The 16,467-nt window shown below is 67.0% G+C and carries 19 protein-coding genes; 8 read left to right on the top strand and 11 right to left on the bottom strand.

Annotated elements, in window-relative coordinates; all coding sequences use genetic code 11:
* Window positions 1-10: 10 nt before the first annotated feature.
* The gene (locus V1479_RS04450) at window positions 11-1,096 is read left to right on the top strand and encodes an ABC transporter ATP-binding protein (RefSeq protein ID WP_368801828.1); all 1,086 of its coding nucleotides are present in this window, start codon (window positions 11-13) and stop codon (window positions 1,094-1,096) included.
* Between the two features lie 77 nt (window positions 1,097-1,173).
* Here V1479_RS04450 and V1479_RS04445 read toward each other — a convergent pair whose 3' ends face one another.
* The 3 genes from V1479_RS04445 to V1479_RS04435 all read right to left on the bottom strand — a co-directional run bounded on the left by V1479_RS04445 (window position 1,174) and on the right by V1479_RS04435 (window position 3,547).
* On the bottom strand, window positions 1,174-2,145 hold the full coding sequence (locus tag V1479_RS04445; RefSeq protein ID WP_438620485.1) for a DUF1775 domain-containing protein: 972 nt from the start codon (window positions 2,143-2,145) through the stop codon (window positions 1,174-1,176).
* A 57-nt stretch (window positions 2,146-2,202) separates the two neighbouring features.
* Window positions 2,203-2,607 carry a DUF2946 family protein gene (locus tag V1479_RS04440; protein ID WP_368801827.1) on the bottom strand — a complete coding sequence of 135 codons (405 nt, stop codon included), beginning with the start codon at window positions 2,605-2,607 and terminating at the stop codon, window positions 2,203-2,205.
* A gap of 97 nt (window positions 2,608-2,704) precedes the next feature.
* Window positions 2,705-3,547 carry an LOG family protein gene (locus tag V1479_RS04435; RefSeq protein ID WP_368801826.1) on the bottom strand — a complete coding sequence of 281 codons (843 nt, stop codon included), beginning with the start codon at window positions 3,545-3,547 and terminating at the stop codon, window positions 2,705-2,707.
* Between the two features lie 152 nt (window positions 3,548-3,699).
* Between V1479_RS04435 and dapD the strand changes: the two genes are divergently transcribed.
* Both dapD and V1479_RS04425 read left to right on the top strand, forming a co-directional pair.
* On the top strand, window positions 3,700-4,554 hold the full coding sequence (dapD, locus tag V1479_RS04430; RefSeq protein WP_368801825.1) for a 2,3,4,5-tetrahydropyridine-2,6-dicarboxylate N-succinyltransferase: 855 nt from the start codon (window positions 3,700-3,702) through the stop codon (window positions 4,552-4,554).
* Window positions 4,555-4,612: 58 nt separating this feature from the next.
* Entirely contained in the window at window positions 4,613-4,981 is a 369-nt protein-coding gene (locus V1479_RS04425) for a DUF805 domain-containing protein (RefSeq protein ID WP_173187859.1), read from the top strand.
* A gap of 10 nt (window positions 4,982-4,991) precedes the next feature.
* Here V1479_RS04425 and V1479_RS04420 read toward each other — a convergent pair whose 3' ends face one another.
* Complete coding sequence (locus V1479_RS04420) at window positions 4,992-6,017, bottom strand: 2-dehydropantoate 2-reductase (protein ID WP_368801824.1); 1,026 nt, start codon at window positions 6,015-6,017, stop codon at window positions 4,992-4,994.
* A gap of 148 nt (window positions 6,018-6,165) precedes the next feature.
* Here V1479_RS04420 and dapE point away from each other — a divergent pair, with 148 nt between their 5' ends.
* Complete coding sequence (gene dapE, locus V1479_RS04415; protein ID WP_368801823.1) at window positions 6,166-7,353, top strand: succinyl-diaminopimelate desuccinylase; 1,188 nt, start codon at window positions 6,166-6,168, stop codon at window positions 7,351-7,353.
* A gap of 49 nt (window positions 7,354-7,402) precedes the next feature.
* Entirely contained in the window at window positions 7,403-7,957 is a 555-nt protein-coding gene (locus V1479_RS04410; RefSeq protein WP_368801822.1) for a transporter, read from the top strand.
* Window positions 7,958-8,257: 300 nt separating this feature from the next.
* On the opposite strand, the gene V1479_RS04405 is transcribed toward V1479_RS04410, so the two are convergent.
* Window positions 8,258-9,430: an MFS transporter gene (locus V1479_RS04405; RefSeq protein ID WP_368801821.1), complete on the bottom strand. Its 1,173-nt coding sequence runs from the start codon at window positions 9,428-9,430 to the stop codon at window positions 8,258-8,260.
* Between the two features lie 48 nt (window positions 9,431-9,478).
* Here V1479_RS04405 and V1479_RS04400 point away from each other — a divergent pair, with 48 nt between their 5' ends.
* Window positions 9,479-10,042, top strand: coding sequence for an Lrp/AsnC family transcriptional regulator (locus V1479_RS04400; RefSeq protein WP_368801820.1), 564 nt, complete (start codon window positions 9,479-9,481; stop codon window positions 10,040-10,042).
* On the opposite strand, the gene truA is transcribed toward V1479_RS04400, so the two are convergent.
* From truA to def, 4 genes are read right to left on the bottom strand one after another with little or no spacing between them, the layout of a single operon-like run.
* The gene (gene truA / locus V1479_RS04395) at window positions 10,023-10,766 is read right to left on the bottom strand and encodes a tRNA pseudouridine(38-40) synthase TruA (protein ID WP_368801819.1); all 744 of its coding nucleotides are present in this window, start codon (window positions 10,764-10,766) and stop codon (window positions 10,023-10,025) included. The two genes, V1479_RS04400 and truA, sit on opposite strands and share 20 nt — an antisense overlap.
* 2 nt (window positions 10,767-10,768) lie before the next feature.
* Window positions 10,769-11,269 carry a GNAT family N-acetyltransferase gene (locus V1479_RS04390; protein ID WP_368801818.1) on the bottom strand — a complete coding sequence of 167 codons (501 nt, stop codon included), beginning with the start codon at window positions 11,267-11,269 and terminating at the stop codon, window positions 10,769-10,771.
* Entirely contained in the window at window positions 11,266-12,201 is a 936-nt protein-coding gene (gene fmt, locus V1479_RS04385; RefSeq protein ID WP_368801817.1) for a methionyl-tRNA formyltransferase, read from the bottom strand. The genes V1479_RS04390 and fmt overlap by 4 nt, the downstream gene beginning before the upstream one ends.
* Before the next feature lie 29 nt (window positions 12,202-12,230).
* Window positions 12,231-12,758, bottom strand: a complete 528-nt coding sequence (def, locus tag V1479_RS04380) for a peptide deformylase (RefSeq protein WP_368801816.1) — start codon at window positions 12,756-12,758, stop codon at window positions 12,231-12,233.
* A 68-nt stretch (window positions 12,759-12,826) separates the two neighbouring features.
* On the opposite strand from def, the gene V1479_RS04375 reads away from it, so the two are divergent.
* Both V1479_RS04375 and V1479_RS04370 read left to right on the top strand, forming a co-directional pair.
* Window positions 12,827-14,107, top strand: a complete 1,281-nt coding sequence (locus V1479_RS04375) for a DNA recombination protein RmuC (protein WP_438620484.1) — start codon at window positions 12,827-12,829, stop codon at window positions 14,105-14,107.
* Between the two features lie 62 nt (window positions 14,108-14,169).
* The gene (locus V1479_RS04370; RefSeq protein WP_368801815.1) at window positions 14,170-14,652 is read left to right on the top strand and encodes a CAP domain-containing protein; all 483 of its coding nucleotides are present in this window, start codon (window positions 14,170-14,172) and stop codon (window positions 14,650-14,652) included.
* Between the two features lie 205 nt (window positions 14,653-14,857).
* Here V1479_RS04370 and V1479_RS04365 read toward each other — a convergent pair whose 3' ends face one another.
* The gene (locus V1479_RS04365) at window positions 14,858-15,730 is read right to left on the bottom strand and encodes an N-formylglutamate amidohydrolase (RefSeq protein WP_368801814.1); all 873 of its coding nucleotides are present in this window, start codon (window positions 15,728-15,730) and stop codon (window positions 14,858-14,860) included.
* Window positions 15,723-16,397 (bottom strand): DUF1028 domain-containing protein, encoded by a 675-nt coding sequence (locus V1479_RS04360; RefSeq protein WP_368801813.1) that lies wholly within the window; start codon window positions 16,395-16,397, stop codon window positions 15,723-15,725. The genes V1479_RS04365 and V1479_RS04360 overlap by 8 nt, the downstream gene beginning before the upstream one ends.
* Window positions 16,398-16,467 lie beyond the last annotated feature (70 nt).

Raw genomic sequence — 16,467 nt, 5'->3', positions numbered from 1 at the left:
GAATCCCGGCATGGCGGAACTGGCGCTCAGCAATCTTCACAAATCCTTCGGTGCCACCGAAGTCATCCGCGGCGTCTCGCTCGCGGCACACAGCGGTGAGTTCGTCGTCTTCGTCGGGCCTTCCGGCTGCGGAAAGTCGACGCTGCTGCGCATGATCGCGGGGCTGGAACGTTCCGACAGCGGCACGATCAGCATCGGCGTCCGCGACGTGACAACCACCGACCCCGCCAAGCGCGGCATCGCCATGGTGTTCCAGACCTACGCGCTCTATCCGCATATGAGCGTGGCGGAGAACATGGGTTTCGGCCTCGAAATGGCCGGCATGGCCAAGGCCGAGCGCCAGAAGCTGGTGCGGCAGGCGGCCGAAATGCTGCATCTGACCGACTATCTCGACCGCAAGCCGCGCCAGCTGTCGGGCGGCCAGCGCCAGCGCGTCGCCATCGGCCGCGCCATCGTGCGCAACCCGGACATCTTCCTGTTCGACGAGCCGCTTTCCAACCTCGACGCCGAATTGCGCGTGAAGATGCGGCTGGAGATCGCCAAGCTGCACAAGGACCTCGGCGCGACCATGGTCTACGTGACCCACGACCAGGTCGAAGCGATGACTCTGGCCGACAAGATCGTGGTGCTGCGCGCGGGTCTGGTCGAGCAGATCGGCAGCCCGATGACGCTCTATTCCGACCCCGACAATCGTTTCGTCGCCGGCTTCATCGGCTCGCCGCGCATGAATTTCATCGACGCCTCCGTCTCCGGCATCAAGGACGGCGCGCTGCTCGTCGATGTGCCGGAGCTCGGCCTCTCGGGCCTGCCGGTGCGGCCGCGCGCAATGCTGGCAAAGGCACCGGCGACCGTGACGCTCGGCATCCGCCCCGAGCATCTCAGTGAAGGGGCTGAAGGGCCGTTCCGGGTCACGCTTACCTGCAACGCCATCGAGCGCCTCGGCGCGATTTCCTATCTCTATACCGCGCCCGGCGACGACGCGACGATCATTGCCCAGCTCAAGGGCGCGAGCGGCGTGCGCGTCGGCGAGAGCGTCACGGTCGGCATCGACCCGGAAGCCTGCTTCCTGTTCGACGATGCGGGGCAGCGCATCTAAACAAAAAAGAGGCGGCCGACTGGCCGCCTCGCTTCTTCGCAAGGTCACGTGTGGGCAGCGCCCTTCACGCTGCCACGTCAATGCTTGTGGTGGCCCCCGCCATCGCCGCCCCGTGCGGAGCGCACCGGCAGTTCGACATCCACCGAACCCGCCTTCTCGAATTCGAGCGTGATGGCAACTGTGCCGCCTTCGCGAAACGGGTCCGACACGTCGAGGAACATGATGTGCAGGCCGCCCGGCTTGAGCTCGACCGTCTCGCCGGCCGGAATCTCCAGTTCGCCGTCGACCGGGCGCATCACCATCACGTCGTCGACGACTTCCATGGTGTGGATCTCGACGCGGCCGGCGGCCGACGCGCTGGCGCCCACGAGCCGGTCGGCCTCGTCGCCCTTGTTGGCGATGGTCAGGTATCCGCCGCCGGCAGGCTGACCGGGCAGCATCGCGCGCGCCCAGGCGGCGGTGATCTCGAGGTCACCGGCAACAACGGCCTGCTCGCCGCCGCCATGACCGGCATGGCCATGCCCGCCACCTTCGGCGGCAAGGATCGTCAAGCCCGGTGCGGGATGCGCAAGCGAATGCAGGTCCTGCCCTACGGCCGGGATTTCGTCCCACTTCACCTCGCCGTCGGCGCATGTCTGCGTCGTCACGAAGAACAGTTTCTGCCCTTCCTCGACGCCGGCCAGCGAACCCGACAGCACGAATTCGTCATAGTGGCCGTCTTCCAGTGAACCGCCGGACCAGGTGACTGCCTTGGTGCCGGACGAAACCTCGCGGCCGTGCAGGTTGTAGCTCTTCTGATAGTCACCGCTATCGACGGCCAGCGTCCAGCCCGCCTTGGGCATCGGCTTGACACCGACATAGCCTTCCGGGACCTCGACGCGCACCGTGTGGGTGGCCTGCCCCTCGCAGCCATGCGGGATGCGGACGACGGCCTTGTAGCTGCCGGGCGCGGCATTCGCCGTTTCCAGCGAGGCATGGGCGTAGGCGGTGGCAACGGAGAACGCCGTCAGCGCGCTGGCCGCAGCGAATTGAAGCATGAGATGACGCATGGTTATTCCTTTCAGCGTCTGAAGTATCAAAGGCCCCTGTTCGAGGCCGGCTCGACTTCAGGCGGAAAGGGGCGGGCCGCGGATCGCCGGCGGCGGATCGTCCGGTCGCGGAACGAAATTTTCGTCTGCTTCAACGAAGGTCTGGACGAACGACAGCGCCAACGGCGTCGGGAATGCCGGCTCGGCGGCTGGCAGCGCCCTGTAGATCGGCGCATTGTGGCCGCCGTGGCCGAACAGGCAGATCGGGCATTTCTCCTGCAGCGGCGTCGGCAGGTCGGAGCCGTCCAGCGGCTTTTCCGCGCCATAGACCGTGCAGATCACCCACAGGCCGTTCTCGGCAGCCTTTGCCGCCGTGACGGGTTGCAGCACGTTCAGGAGCAGGATCAGGCAGCCGATCAGCGCGAACAGACCGCGGTCGCGCCGCAGCGTCGCAAACCATGTCGGGCGGCGAGCCATGTTCATGCCCATGCCCTTAGCGCAGTTGCCGCAATCCCGCCAGCGGGTCGCCCTGCGACATGGCGCGCCAAGGTTGAGCGCCCCCTGCGCGAACCGCTACCCCTCAAGCGATCTCGTAGAATTCCTTGACGATGTCCCAGGCTTCCTCGGCGGTGTCGACCGCGTCGATCAGGTGCTGGTCGCCGGGCGAGATGGTGCCCTGTTCGGCCAGATAGTCGAGATCGACGGCCTTCGACCAGAACTCCTTGCCGAACAGGATCACCGGAACGCGCTCCATGCGGCCGGTCTGGATCAGCGTCAGCGTCTCGAAGAACTCGTCCATCGTGCCGAAGCCACCTGGAAACACCGCCACCGCCTTGGCGCGCATGATGAAATGCATCTTGCGGACCGCGAAATAGTGGAAGTTGAAGCACAGTTCCGGCGTGACATAGAGGTTCGGCGCCTGCTCGTGCGGCAGCACGATGTTGAGGCCTATCGAGGGCGCGCCGCAGTCTGCTGCGCCACGATTGCCGGCTTCCATCACGCCCGGCCCGCCGCCCGTCACCACGACGAACTCGCGGTAATAGGTCTTGGCGGAATGCTCCGAACACAGCCGCGCAAAGGTCCGCGCTTCCTCATAGTAGCGGGCGTTCGCCTCGAGGTTCTTGCGCTGGGTCTCGTTCTTGGCTGCCCATGCCTCGCCGCCCGGCTCCGGGATGCGCGCGCCGCCGAACAGCACCACGGTCGAGCGGATGCCCCGCTCGGCGAGCATCATCTCGGGCTTCAGCAGTTCGAGCTGCAGACGCACGGCGCGCAACTCGCGCCGTGTCATGAACTCCTCGTCGTCCCATGCCAGCCTGTAGGCCGGCGCACGGGTCTGCGGGGTGTCCGGCACGGCCTTCGCGCGCTCGAGGTCCTCGTCCGAATGCGGCAACGGCGTCCAGCCGGATTTGTCCTCCGGATTCATGAAAATTCCAATCTGTCTCTATGCGCCGCGCAGCGGCGCGCCCCGTCATTGACCCCCCATCGCGCATGACATAGTTTCCGCGCCAATTCGAGGGCCACCTCGTTACGTCCAGCCTATTGTCTACCCCTTAACAGCGCGTAATGGAGCATTTCATGACCAAGCCGGATCTGGCAGCCCTCGAGAAGACTGTCGAGAAGGCATTCGACGAGCGCGACGGCGTCAACACCGGCACGCGCGGCGAAGTACGCGATGCGGTGGAGGCTGCGCTCGAGCTGCTCGACAAGGGCCAGGCCCGCGTCGCCGAACGGGCGGCTGACGGCACATGGACGGTCAACCAGTGGCTGAAGAAGGCCGTGCTCCTCTCGTTCCGGCTCAACCCGATGGAGATCGTCAAGGGCGGCCCCGGCGAGGCGGTCTGGTGGGACAAGGTGCCCTCCAAGTTCGACGGCTGGTCCCCGAACGAATTCGAGAAGGCCGGCTTCCGCGCCGTGCCCAACTGCATCGTGCGCCGCTCGGCCTATGTGGCGCCGGGCGCCGTGCTGATGCCGTCCTTCGTCAATCTCGGCGCCTATGTCGGCGAAGGCACCATGGTCGACACATGGGCCACCGTCGGCTCCTGCGCCCAGATCGGCAAGAACGTGCATCTTTCGGGCGGCGTCGGCATCGGCGGCGTGCTGGAGCCGATGCAGGCAGGCCCGACCATCATCGAGGACAACTGCTTCATCGGCGCGCGCTCGGAAGTGGTCGAAGGCTGCATCGTGCGCGAAGGCTCGGTGCTCGGCATGGGCGTCTTCATCGGCAAGTCGACCAAGATCGTCGACCGCGACACCGGCAAGGTGTTCTACGGCGAGGTGCCGCCCTACTCCGTCGTCGTCGCCGGCACCATGCCCGGCAAGAACGTGCCTGGCGAGAACTGGGGCCCCAGCCTCTACTGCGCCGTGATCGTCAAGCGCGTCGACGAGAAGACGCGCTCCAAGACCTCCATCAACGAGCTGCTGCGGGATTGATCGGCGCTGCACCCCGGTTCATCCTGACCTAGAACGCGATCCTGCGGAGACCGCCACCGTGCCTGCGAACCAGATGTTATGGCTCTTCTTCGGCTTTTCCGGCCGGATCAGCCGCGCCGCCTATTTTCTGGCCGGCCTGCTGATGATGATCCTCGTCGTCTTCATGGTCTACCGGCTGACGCTGGCGCAAGAGAGCGGCAGCGGCGGCGCGTTCTGGGAGACGCTTCTCAGCGCGGTCATGATCGCCTCGCTGTGGGCGCAGGCCGCGCTCGGCGCCAAGCGCTTGCACGACCTCGACAAGCCCGGCCTGTTCGCCGCCCTGCTGTTCGTGCCGTTGCTCAACTTCATCGTCTTCGTAGGCTTGTGCCTGATGCCAGGCACGCCCGGCGCCAACCAGTACGGCCAGGCGACCAACCGGCCGAAGTAGCAGGCAGGCGCTAGGCGCCCGCCATATCTTCGGGCGTGAGCGCCGGCGATCCCGCGCCGGCCTTTTCCGCATCCCGCACCAGTTTCATGATGCGCGTCGACAACGGTGCTGTCCGGCCGTGTCTTTCGGCTATCTCGACGATGACGCCCTGAAACTCGTCGATTTCCGTCGGCCGCCCGCGCTGCAGATCCTCCCACATCGAGGATCGCGCCTGCGGATCGATCGACAGCATGCGTCGGGCCAGTATGCGGAACAGCCAGTCGGGCAGCCGCAGGATCGAGGGAATCAGAGCCGGGGGCGGTCCGGCTGCCGCGCGGGGCCGGATGCCCGCCGCGCGCAACACGTCCAGCGCCTCGCTCACCTGATCGGCAAACGGCCGCCGCCAGCGGCGGTCGCCAAGCTGCTCGGCCAAGGGCAGGCCCGACAGCGCGTTGAAGGCGTTGTTGAGGTTCATCACCAGCTTGCCCCACAACACGGCGTCGATGTCGCCATGTTCCGCGACCGGAAAGCCGGCGACGTTAAGCAAATCGCGCAGGCCCGGCACACCCGCTGCCAGAAGCGTGGATCCGCTGCTGGCGCGATGGAACATTGGCGCGCCTTCCGCCGTCTCGCCGCGCACCACGTTGAACGGCACCATGCCGGTGACGACGGTCATCGTTGCCGGCAAAGCCCGGCGCAACGCATCGGCGTTCCTGACGCCGTTCTGCAGGCTGACGACCACCGCGTCGGCCCGTGCGTGGCGGGCGACCAGTTCGGCCATCGCCGCCGTGTCGCGGCTCTTCACCGTCACGAGCACGACACCGGCATCGGCCAATGCCACCGCAGGATCGCTTTCGGCCCCGATCGCACGTGCCGGCACGTCGCGAGCGCCTCCGCCCAGATCGACGATCCGCAGCCCCCGCTTTTCCACGGCATCGGCGAGCGCCGGCCGACAGAGCAAGCTGACCCTGCGTCCCGCAAGCGCGAGGCAGCCCCCGGCATGGCAGCCGATGCTTCCCGCTCCCGCAACCGCGATCTTCGTGTCGACACCGATCATGCCAGTCCTCCGCGCGAACCCGGATGGAGACATTCAAACACGGGCTGGTCAATGGCGAAGGACGCACCCTCTGGCCCTATGTTTTTCGCCGTCGACTGCGTCACGCTCCACGTGACAGCTTCGGCGGCTTGGTCTATCCATCGCACACATGAACCTGCCTGTTGATCCGGCGGCGAACCTCGCCGCGCTCATCCGTTGTCCGTCCGTCACGCCCGCCGAGGGCGGCGCGCTTTCGGCCCTGCAGGCGATGCTTGCGCCGATGGGTTTCGCCATCGACCGGCCGACCTTCTCCGAGGCCGGCACCCCGGACGTCGAGAACCTCTACGGACGGCTTTCCGGCAACGGCCCGCATCTGATGTTCGCCGGCCATACCGATGTCGTGCCCGTGGGTGACGAGGCCGACTGGACGCACCCGCCCTTCGCAGCGGAAGTCGCCGATGGCTGGATGTTCGGGCGCGGCGCGGTCGACATGAAGGGCGGCATCGCCTGTTTCGTCGCGGCAGTCGCCCGTCATATCAAGGCGCACGGCGCGCCGAAGGGCAGCGTGTCGCTGCTGATCACCGGCGACGAGGAAGGCCCGTCCATCAACGGCACCGTCAAGCTGCTCGACTGGGCGGCAAAGCGCGGCGAGAGCTGGGACGCGGCGATCGTCGGCGAGCCGACCAACCCGGAGGCGCTCGGCGACATGATCAAGATCGGCCGTCGCGGCTCCATCTCCGGCGACATCGTCGTTCACGGCCGGCAGGGCCACGCCGCCTATCCGCACCTTGCCGACAATCCGGTGCCGGGCATCGTCATGCTGGTCGATGCGCTCCTGTCGCCGGCCTTCGACGAAGGCACCGACAATTTCCAGCCGACCAATCTGGAAGTGACAACCATCGATGTCGGCAATCCGGCCACCAACGTCATCCCGGCGCGCGCGAAGGCGTCGTTCAACATCCGCTTCAACGACACCTGGACGGCGGAGACGCTGCAGGCGGAAATCCATAACCGGCTCGACCGCGCAGCCGCGCGCAGGAAGCTGCGGCCCGGCCGTGGGGAGAAGATCAATTTCGAGCTGATCTGGCGTGATCGGCCGAGCCCGGTCTTCCTCACCCGCGACGAGAAGCTGACGGCCGGCTTAAGCGCGTCCGTCGAGGCGGTCACAGGCCGCAAGCCGGTGCTGTCGACGTCCGGCGGCACGTCGGACGCCCGCTTCATCAAGGATCATTGCCCTGTGGTCGAGTTCGGCCTCGTCGGGCAGACCATGCACATGGTCGACGAACGCGTGGCACTCTCCGATCTGGAGACGCTAACACGCGTCTACCAGCGTTTCCTGGAAGACTGGTTCGCCTGACATGCCGCCCGCCGAGGACATCCAGAGACACCTCCTCGGCGCCTGGCGCATGATGACGGGGAAGCGTGACGCCGTGCGCATGCTCGACCTCTCCGTCGACGGCTTCTGGAACTCGTTCTTCGCAATCCTCATCGCGCTGCCGGTGCTGCTGGTTGGCTGGGTGCCGCTCGCCAATGAACTGGCCGTGCCGGAAGCCCGCTTCGTCGGCCGCGTGCTGCTGGTGCTGCGGCTAGCCGTCGTCGACATCGGTTCGTGGGTTCTGCCGATCGCGGCGCTCGCCGCCATCTCCGGCTATGTCGGCATCCGCGACCGCTTCGTCGCCTATGTCGTCGCCACCAACTGGGGCTCGGCGCTTTTTGCCTGGTTCATGCTGCCCGCCTCGCTGCTGCGGCTGGTCGCGCCGGGGCTCGGCGAGGCGGCGACCGCCCTGTCGCTCGGCATCTTCCTTGCCAGCATGGTGCTCCTGTGGCGCTTGACCGATGCGGCAATAGACAAGGGGCCGGGCGTGGCGACAGGCGTCTTCGCCGGCATGTTCATGGCGTCGGTCCTGACCCTGTTCGCGCTGCAGGACCTGCTCGGCATCGGCGCCCCGATGCCAAGCTAGGGCATTTTGCGGGCCGACCGGATCGTCTGGAGCAGGACAAATGCGGCGGAGAAAGGCAAGCTGGAGCGGCGGAGCAGCATTCGTCAGAACGCCCGCCCGTTTCTCTATTGCATTTCGGAATTTGTCTGACCCGCAATGAGCAACGGAACGCCCCCTCCACCACTTCGTGGTCCCCCTCCCCCGCTTCGCAGGGGAGGAACCAGCGTTGCGGCCGTCCGCAACCTTGGATCCTCCTCCGTTTACGGGGGAGGGGGACCACGAAGTGGTGGAGGGGGCGTTTCTGGAAAAGCCTGAAACGACCTAGCGCCGCGCGGCGAATGCGGCGGCCACAAGCATCAGCGCGACGGCCAGCACCGGCAATACGGCGAAACCGAACGCCGCATAGACCGGACCAAAGCCGATCGTGCCGACAAACAGCGCCAGATAGGTCACGCCGCTGTTGAGCCCCATGATCGCGCCGCGTCGCGAAGGGTCGAGCGCCGTCAGCCGCATGATCAGCACATTGAGCCCGAAATGGTTGATCAGCCCCCAGGCTAAAACCACCGCCAGCATCGCCGCATAGGAAACGCTCGCCACAGCCATGACGGCAAAGACCGCCGCGACACCCAGGAAGATCAGCGGCAGCAGCAGGCCGGGGCCGACCCTGTCGATGAGGCGGTCGAGCAGTGCGGCACCGCCGAAACCGAGCCCGTAGCTGAGCGCGACGAGACCGTTGGCGCTGAGCGGCAGGCCCAGTTCCCCGTGCAGGTGGTCGCCGATATAGCCGTAAACGCCGTAGAACGAGGTCATGAAAGCCGCACAGGCAGCCAGCAACGGTGCCACGCCGCGCACGCGCAGCGCCGCAAAAGGCGACTGCGACACGCTTGCGCCGGCCGCGGCCGTCCCAGCCGCAGAACCTGCAACGCTCAGCGCCGCGGCGAAGGCCGTCGCTGCCACCACCGCATAGACCAGCCGCCAGCCCGCCAGATCGGCCAGCACCGCCGAAAGCGAGACGCCGGCGACCATGCTGAGCGTCCAGCCGGTGAGCACGACGCCGATGGTCTGGCTTTCGCGCCCTGCCGGCGCGACCTCCGCCGCCAGCGTATAGATTGCCGGCAGCGCGACACCTGCGGCGATGCCGACGACGAACTGCGCGGCGACGAGTGCCGCAAGCGCCGGCGCCAGCGCGCTGCCGCCGAGACCTGCGCCAAGCAGCAGCAACGCCGCCAGCAGCATGCGCCGCGCGCCGTGGCGGTCGATGAGCCGGCCGAGAAAAACCGCGCTGGCCGCCGTGCCGAGGCCGAAAGCGGCTGAAGCCGTCATCACCGCCGGAACGCTGGTTCCCAGTGCGCGGGCGACCTCGGGCGCGATCGGGCCGAGTGCCAGCGAGTTCGAGCCGATCACGCCGATGCAAGCGGTCAGCACGAACGCGAAGGGCGGGATCGGCATCCTTGCCGGGGCGGTCACGATAGCCTGTTGATCGATGTTCGTCATTCCTTCATGATTGCAGAATGAAGTTCGGCATCAAGGTTAAATCACGAGATGAACGAAAATACAGATGGCATTCGGCGTAAACGCGCCAGCGGCCGCGCCCTCGACGATATGGACCGAAAGCTGTTAGGCGTTCTGGCCGAGGATGCGACCATCAGTTACGCGGATCTGGGGGAGCGCGTCGGCCTTTCGCCACCCGCCGCGCACGAGCGCGTGAAGCGCCTGCGCCGCTCCGGCGCGATCCGCAAGGTCGCCGCGCTGATCGATCCCGAGGCGAGCGGCAAGCCGATGCTTGCCTTCGTGCATGTCGACACCACCGGTTGGGGCAAGACGCCGGTGCTGCTCGCGATCGAGGAGCACCCCGAGGTGGAGGAGATCCACTCTGTTGCCGGCGACACCTGCATGCTGCTCAAGGTCCGCACGGAAAGCACGCATGCGCTCGAAGGCCTGCTTGCGCGCCTCTACGACACGCCCGGCGTCAAGGCGACCCGCAGCTATGTGGTGCTGTCCACCTATCTGGAACGTCCTGTGCAGCCCGGCGTCACCGCCGAATGGCCGGCTCTGGTGAAGAACGCGCAGGCCGGCGTCGATGCGTTCAATAATCGACCCGGGTGAGATAGAGCCCGTCGGGCGGCGCGACCTGCCCGCAGCGGGCACGGTCGGCGGCCTTCAGTGCCGCTTCGAGGTCGTCCGCGCTCCAGCCGCCCTCGCCCACCTTCTTCAAAGAGCCGACCATCGAGCGCACCTGGTTGTGCAGGAACGAGCGCGCCGACGCGCGAACCTCGATCAGGTCGCCGTCGCGTGACACGTCGAGCCGGTCGAGCGTCTTGACAGGGCTTGCCGACTGGCACTGCACGGAGCGGAAGGTGGTGAAGTCGTGCTTGCCCAGAAGCCGTTGCGCGGCCGTGTGCATTGCGTCCGCGTCCAGCAAGCGCGGCACGTGCCAGACATTGCCGCGCATCAGCGCGGCCGGCGCGCGGCGATTGAGGATGACGTAGAGATAGTGCCGGGCGGTCGCCGAGAACCGCGCATCGAAATCGTCCGCCACGCGCGCCGCCGCCAGCACCGCGACGGCCTCGCCCGCCATCGTCAGATGCGCGTTGAGCGCGCCCTGCACCTTGTCGGCGTCCCATTCCCTGTCGAGATCGACATGGACCACCTGCCCCGTCGCATGCACGCCGGCATCGGTGCGCCCGGCGCCGCGGATCGTCACCGTCTGGCCGCAAAAGCCGAGGATGGCCGTCTCGATCGCTTCCTGAACCGTGGCAAGGTCGGCCTGCCGCTGCCAGCCGGCATAGGCCCGTCCGTCATATTCGATGTCGAGCCGGTAGCGCGGCATCGTCAGAGTTCCTGGAACGCCGGCGCGTAGACCAGCCTGCCGCTGGCCGGCGCCTCGCCCCACGAAATCGCCTGCAGCGCCTCGCCCTGATAGTCGCTCTCGAAGCCTGCGGCCCGCTCGTGCGCATAGCCGAAACGTCCGTAATAGGCCAGATCGCCCAGCACGACGCTCAGCGTCTCGCCCGCGACGCGCAGGCGACGGTGCGCCTCTTCCACAAGCGCCGCGCCGGTGCCTTGTCCCTGCGCGGCGGGCGAAACCGCCAGCGGCGCGAGCGCGACAGCCGCGAAGCTGCGGTTGCGTGTCTCCACCATCAGCCGCGAGAACAAGACATGGCCGACAAGTTCGCCGTTCCGTTCCGCGACCAGTTCGAGCACATCGTCGCTGGCGCCGACCAGCAGCTCGACCAGCCGTGCCTCGCCATCCTGCCCGAAGGCGGCTTCCTCAACCGCGCGGATCGCGCCGCGATCCCGCTCGGCCGCCTCACGGATGGTAATGCCGTTCATGACAGTTCGTCTCCCTCGCCGATCTTGGCGCCGCGCAGGAACTCGCCCGCCGCCATCGGCTTTCCGCCTGCCCGCTGCAGCTCCGTCAGCCGCACCGCGCCGTTGCCGCAGGCTACGGTCAACCGATCGTCGAGGATGCGCCCGGCAGGCCCCTCGCCCTCGGCCATTGTCGAGCGCAGCAGCTTCACGCGTTCCGCCTTGCCTCCGGCCGTCATCTCGCACCACGCGCCGGGAAACGGCGACAGCCCGCGAATGTGATTGTGCACCTCCGCCGCGCCGCGCGACCAGTCGATGCGCGCCTCCTCCTTGGCGATCTTCTTTGCGTAGGTCGCGCCTTCTTCCGGCTGCGGCTCGAGCGACAGCGATCCGGCTTCGAGATCGGCCAGCGCCCGCACCATCAGCGCGGCACCCGTTGCCATCAGTGCGTCGTGCAGTTCGCCAGCGGTCATGTCGGGACCGATGGCGACGCGTTCCGTCAAGGCCACAGGGCCGGTATCGAGCCCCTCGTCCATCTTCATCACCATCATGCCGGTCTCGCTGTCGCCGGCCATGATCGCGCGCTGGATCGGAGCCGCGCCGCGCCAGCGCGGCAGCAGCGACGCATGGCCGTTGAACGCTCCCAGACGGGTGCCGTCGAGGATCGGCTTCGGCAGCAGCAGCCCGTAAGCGACAACGACGGCGACGTCGGCTTCCAGATCGCGGAACGCCTGCTGCTCGTCCTCGCCCTTCAGCGACTTGGGCGTGCGCACCTCGACGCCCAGCTCCTCGGCAAGCAGATGCACCGGCGATTTCGTCAGTTCCAGTCCGCGCCGGCCCGCAGGGCGCGGCGGCTGGCTATAGACGGCGACGATCTCGTGCCCGGCCTCGGCGATCGCGCGCAGCGTCGCGGCCGAAAACTCGGGCGTTCCCATGAAGATGACGCGTAGGGACATGGTGCGGCCTCCGGCTCGCCGGCGCGGGGCTAGCCGGCCATCCGGCTGAGGGGTTTGTCGCGCGCCAGCTTCTTGAACCTGCGCACCACCATGTCGCGCTTGAGCTTGGAGATGTGGTCGATGAACAGGACGCCGTTCAGATGGTCGATCTCGTGCTGCAGGCAGGTCGCCATCAGGCCGTCGGCCTCGATGACCTGTTCCTTGCCGTCGCGGTCGAGATATTTCACCGTCACCGTGTCCGGCCGCTCGACCTCGGCATAATAGTCCGGGATCGACAGGCACCCTTCCTCATAGACCGAAATGCCGTCGCCGCTGGCGACGATTTCCGGGTTGATGAAGATATGCGGCGCCTTCGGTTCGTCCTCCTTGGCGAGATCGATCACCAGCATACGGCGTGGTTCGCCGATCTGGATCGCCGCCAGCCCGATGCCGGGCGCGTCGTACATCGTCTCGAGCATGTCGTCGGCAAAGCGCCGCAGCGCGTCGTCGACCCGCTCCACCGGCTCGGAAACCTGGCGCAGGACGGGATCGGGAAGGATGACAAGAGGTCTGATCATGCCCGTCAGGTAATCGGTAACCCCAGAAGCGTCAACGGCTTTGGAAACAATGTTCACGTTTTGGTCTTATGCGGACCGATCGAATCGTCTATCCTGAAGGGATGGATGATCCGGCCGCACTGCTTTCGCTCCCCGTCGCCCGCCTCGGCGCGACCACGATCACGCTGGGCCAGGCCCTTGCGGGCTCGGTGGCGCTGGCGCTGCTGCTGGTCCTTTTCCTCACGCTCGCCCTGCTGCGCTCCGCTCGCTCCCGCGCCGAGGCGGCAGCCGAAGCCTCGCAACGTGCCCGCGAGGCGGAAGCCCGCATGGCCGAGATCGCCCGCGCGCAGGCCGAGATGCAGGGCCGCATGGGCACCATCGCCGAGGTGTTCGGCAGCCGGCAGGCGGAACTGACGAAATCGATCGGCGAACGGCTCGACGGGATGAGCGCGCGGCTCGGCCATTCGATCACCGAGCAGACGAAGTCGACGCATGAGAACTTGGCGAAGCTGCAGGAGCGGTTGGCGGTGATCGACACGGCGCAGTCCAACATCCAGTCGCTGGCGGGCCAAGTCGTGCAGCTCCAGCAGATCCTGTCCAACAAGCAGACGCGCGGCGCGTTCGGTCAGAGCCGCATGGAGGCGATCGTCGCCGATGGCCTGCCGCACGGCGCCTACGAGTTCCAGGCGACGCTGTCGAACAACAACCGCCCCGATTGCCTCGTGCGCATGCCCAACGGCGCGCCCGACCTCGTCATCGACGCCAAGTTCCCGCTGGAATCGTGGAATGCGATCCGGGCGGCGGCCGAGAGCGAAGGCGCGGACGCGCAGAAGGTCGCCGCGCAGGCCTTTCGCCGCGACGTGGAGGTCCACATCCGCGCCATCGCGGACAAATACCTGATCCCGGGCGAGACGCAGGACACGGCCTTCATGTTCGTGCCGTCCGAATCGATCTTCGCCGAGATCCACGAGAACTTCGAGGCGGTCGTGCAGAAGGCGCACCGCGCCCGCGTGGTCATCGTCTCGCCGTCGCTGCTGATGCTGTCGATCCAGGTGATCCAGGCCGTGCTCAAGGATGCGCGCATGCGCGAGCAGGCACACCTTATCCAGCACGAGGTGGTGCGGCTGATGGAAGATGTCGGCCGCCTCGACGAGCGCGTGCGCAAGCTGCAGACCCATTTCTCGCAGGCGAGCCGCGACGTCGAGACGATTCTCACCTCGGTCGACAAGGTCACGCGCCGTGGTGCCAAGATCGAGGCGCTGGAGTTCGGCATCGAGGGCGGCGCGCCGGAGGCGGACGAGCCCGCGCCGCGCACGGCCTCTTCGCGCACCGGGCAGTTGCGGCTGCATGTGGTCGAAGACGGCGAATGATGCCTGCATCCTGCCACGATCCTGTTTGAAGAAGCCCACCGTCGCAAATTCGAAGGGCATCCATGAACCGCATCGCAAGAGCAGTCAGCGCCGCCGGCGCGACCGTCATGCTGGCAGGCGCGCTACTGGTCGCCGGCTGCCAGACGGGAACCACGCCCGGCGCTTCGGCCGGGGCGTCACGCTCCGGGCAGGCCTATCTGGCCGAGATTCGTAGTGCTGCCGGCCTGCCGGCGCTGAGACCCGATCCGACACTGGAGAAAGCGGCATTGCGCCAGTCCGGCTACATGGCGCAATCGGGCCGCATGGCGCACGACACCGGCTGGCGGCGCGATTTCGCCACCCGGATGAAGGCGGACGGCGTCGCCGCGCCGGCGGCCGAGAACCTCGCCCACGGGCGCATGGAGATGGCGCGGCTGTTCCAGATGTGGATGGCGTCCTCCGGCCACCGCCGCAACATGCTCGACAAGCGCTTCACCCGCTTCGGCCTCGCCTATGCGGGCACCGATGACGACCGGCGCTACTGGACGCTCGTGCTCGGCAAATAGAGCATTTTGCAGCTAAGGAAACGAAGCTGGAGCAGCGGAACGCCTCCTCCACCATGCTTCGCATGGTCCCCCTCCCCGTAAACAAGGGAGGATCAGACGCTGCGGCCGTCCGCGACCTCGGTTCCTCCCCTGCGAAGCGGGGGAGGGGGACCGCCGGAGGCGGTGGAGGAGGCTTTTCTGTGAAAAGCTGAAGCGACAGCACCGCTCAGCCAAGCCGCGCGCGGGCGAAGCCGGCGAGTTCGTCCGTAAACGTCGACAGGTCGTCCTTGAGTTCGGCGAACCCGCCGGTGCGGTCCAGCGTGCCGTGGTCCATGTATAGGGCGCGGTTGATCTCGATCTGCAGCGTGTGCCGCCCCTCTTCCGGCTTCCCGTAGCGCTCCACGATCAGCGCGCCCTTGTACGGATCGTTGAGCCCGACACTGTAGCCGAGCGCCGACAGGTGGTCCGCCACGAAGCGTGTGAGCGCCGGATCGCAGGACGTGCCGTCGAGGTCGCCCAGCACGAAGTCCGGACGCGTTCGGCCGGGGTCTGGCGCCAGCGCATTGCCGACCGGCTGCATCGAATGCCAGTTGATGTGCAGCACTTCGCCGAATCGTTCCGTCAGCCGCGCCATCTCGTCTTCCAGCGCCGCGTGATAGGGCCGCCAGTAGGCATCGATGCGCCGCCGTATCTCGTCCGCGCTCAGAAGCCGGTCGTAGATCGGCACCGCGTCGCCGATCAGGCGGAAGATCAGCCCGACGCCACGCTCCGAACTGACCGAAGGCGCGGTCTCCTCCGCCCAGTCTTCCGGCAGAAGATGTGGATCGAGATCGTCGGCGGTGCGGTTGGGATCGATATAGGTTCTGGCAAACAGCGCTTTGATGAGCGTCGCGCCATGGCTCGGCGCATCAATGACGAGGTCGTCGACGAACCGGTCCTCGCCGCCCAGCAGTAGTCGCATCTCGGCCGCCGGCAGGAAATCCTCGGGATAGACCCGGCCACTATGCGGCGAATCGTAGAGCAGCGGCAGTTCTTCGCCGTCCGGCCGCCGCACCGATACCGCCTGCGGCAGGTCTTCGGGTTCGCCCTGCCTAGACATCGCCGTCCTCGAAGATGCCGGCCGGGTTGGCGCGTGTCGCCATGCGCCGGATATGTGGCAGCAGCTTCTCCGCGAAGACCGAATGCAGCCGCATCAGCTCGCCCACCGGGTCGTCGTGGTCGTCCACGCGAATGTCCCAAAGCGGATATTCCTCGCTGGCCACCACATAGACTGTCGAGGAGCGCTCCTCCTTCCGGTCTCCGCCTTCGGCCATGCCCGCAGCAAGCGCACGGATCAGCCGCTCCACCAGCGGCGTGTTCGGCTTCTCGCCGAAGGCGCGCACTGCCGCCTCGATTACCTGCGGCCCTTCGAGCCGGTTTCCCTGCACGCAGAAATCGCGATGCGCCTGCCCGCCGGCCCAAGGCTTGCAGCCCTCGCCGGTCCAAATCGCGGCGCGGCCGTCGCGGTCGATTACGCCGAGCTGCCGCCGATCCATACGCGGATCATGCTGACGCAAAGCCTCGATCACCTCATCGGCCCACATGCCGCTCTGCAGCAGCCTTATGCCGTCGATGCCGAGATACGGATTCAGCCGCGCCTGTGTGGCGATCGCGCCTGCGCCGGGCGCGGCGTGCGTCAGAAGCTTGCCGACGGCCGGAAGCGCGGTGATGGCGGCAATGCCGAACTCGCCCGTTCGCGGGCAGCGGGCGACGATGGAAAAGGTCATGAAGCGCCTCTGGCTGGAAAACCACGTCAGGGGAACGACGGGCGGCGTCCCCGGTTCCCCCGTCGCGCGC

This window comes from Neoaquamicrobium sediminum (assembly GCF_040970315.1).
Classification (GTDB): domain Bacteria; phylum Pseudomonadota; class Alphaproteobacteria; order Rhizobiales; family Rhizobiaceae; genus Aerobium; species Aerobium sediminum.
This window is presented reverse-complemented; position numbering and strand designations above follow the sequence as displayed.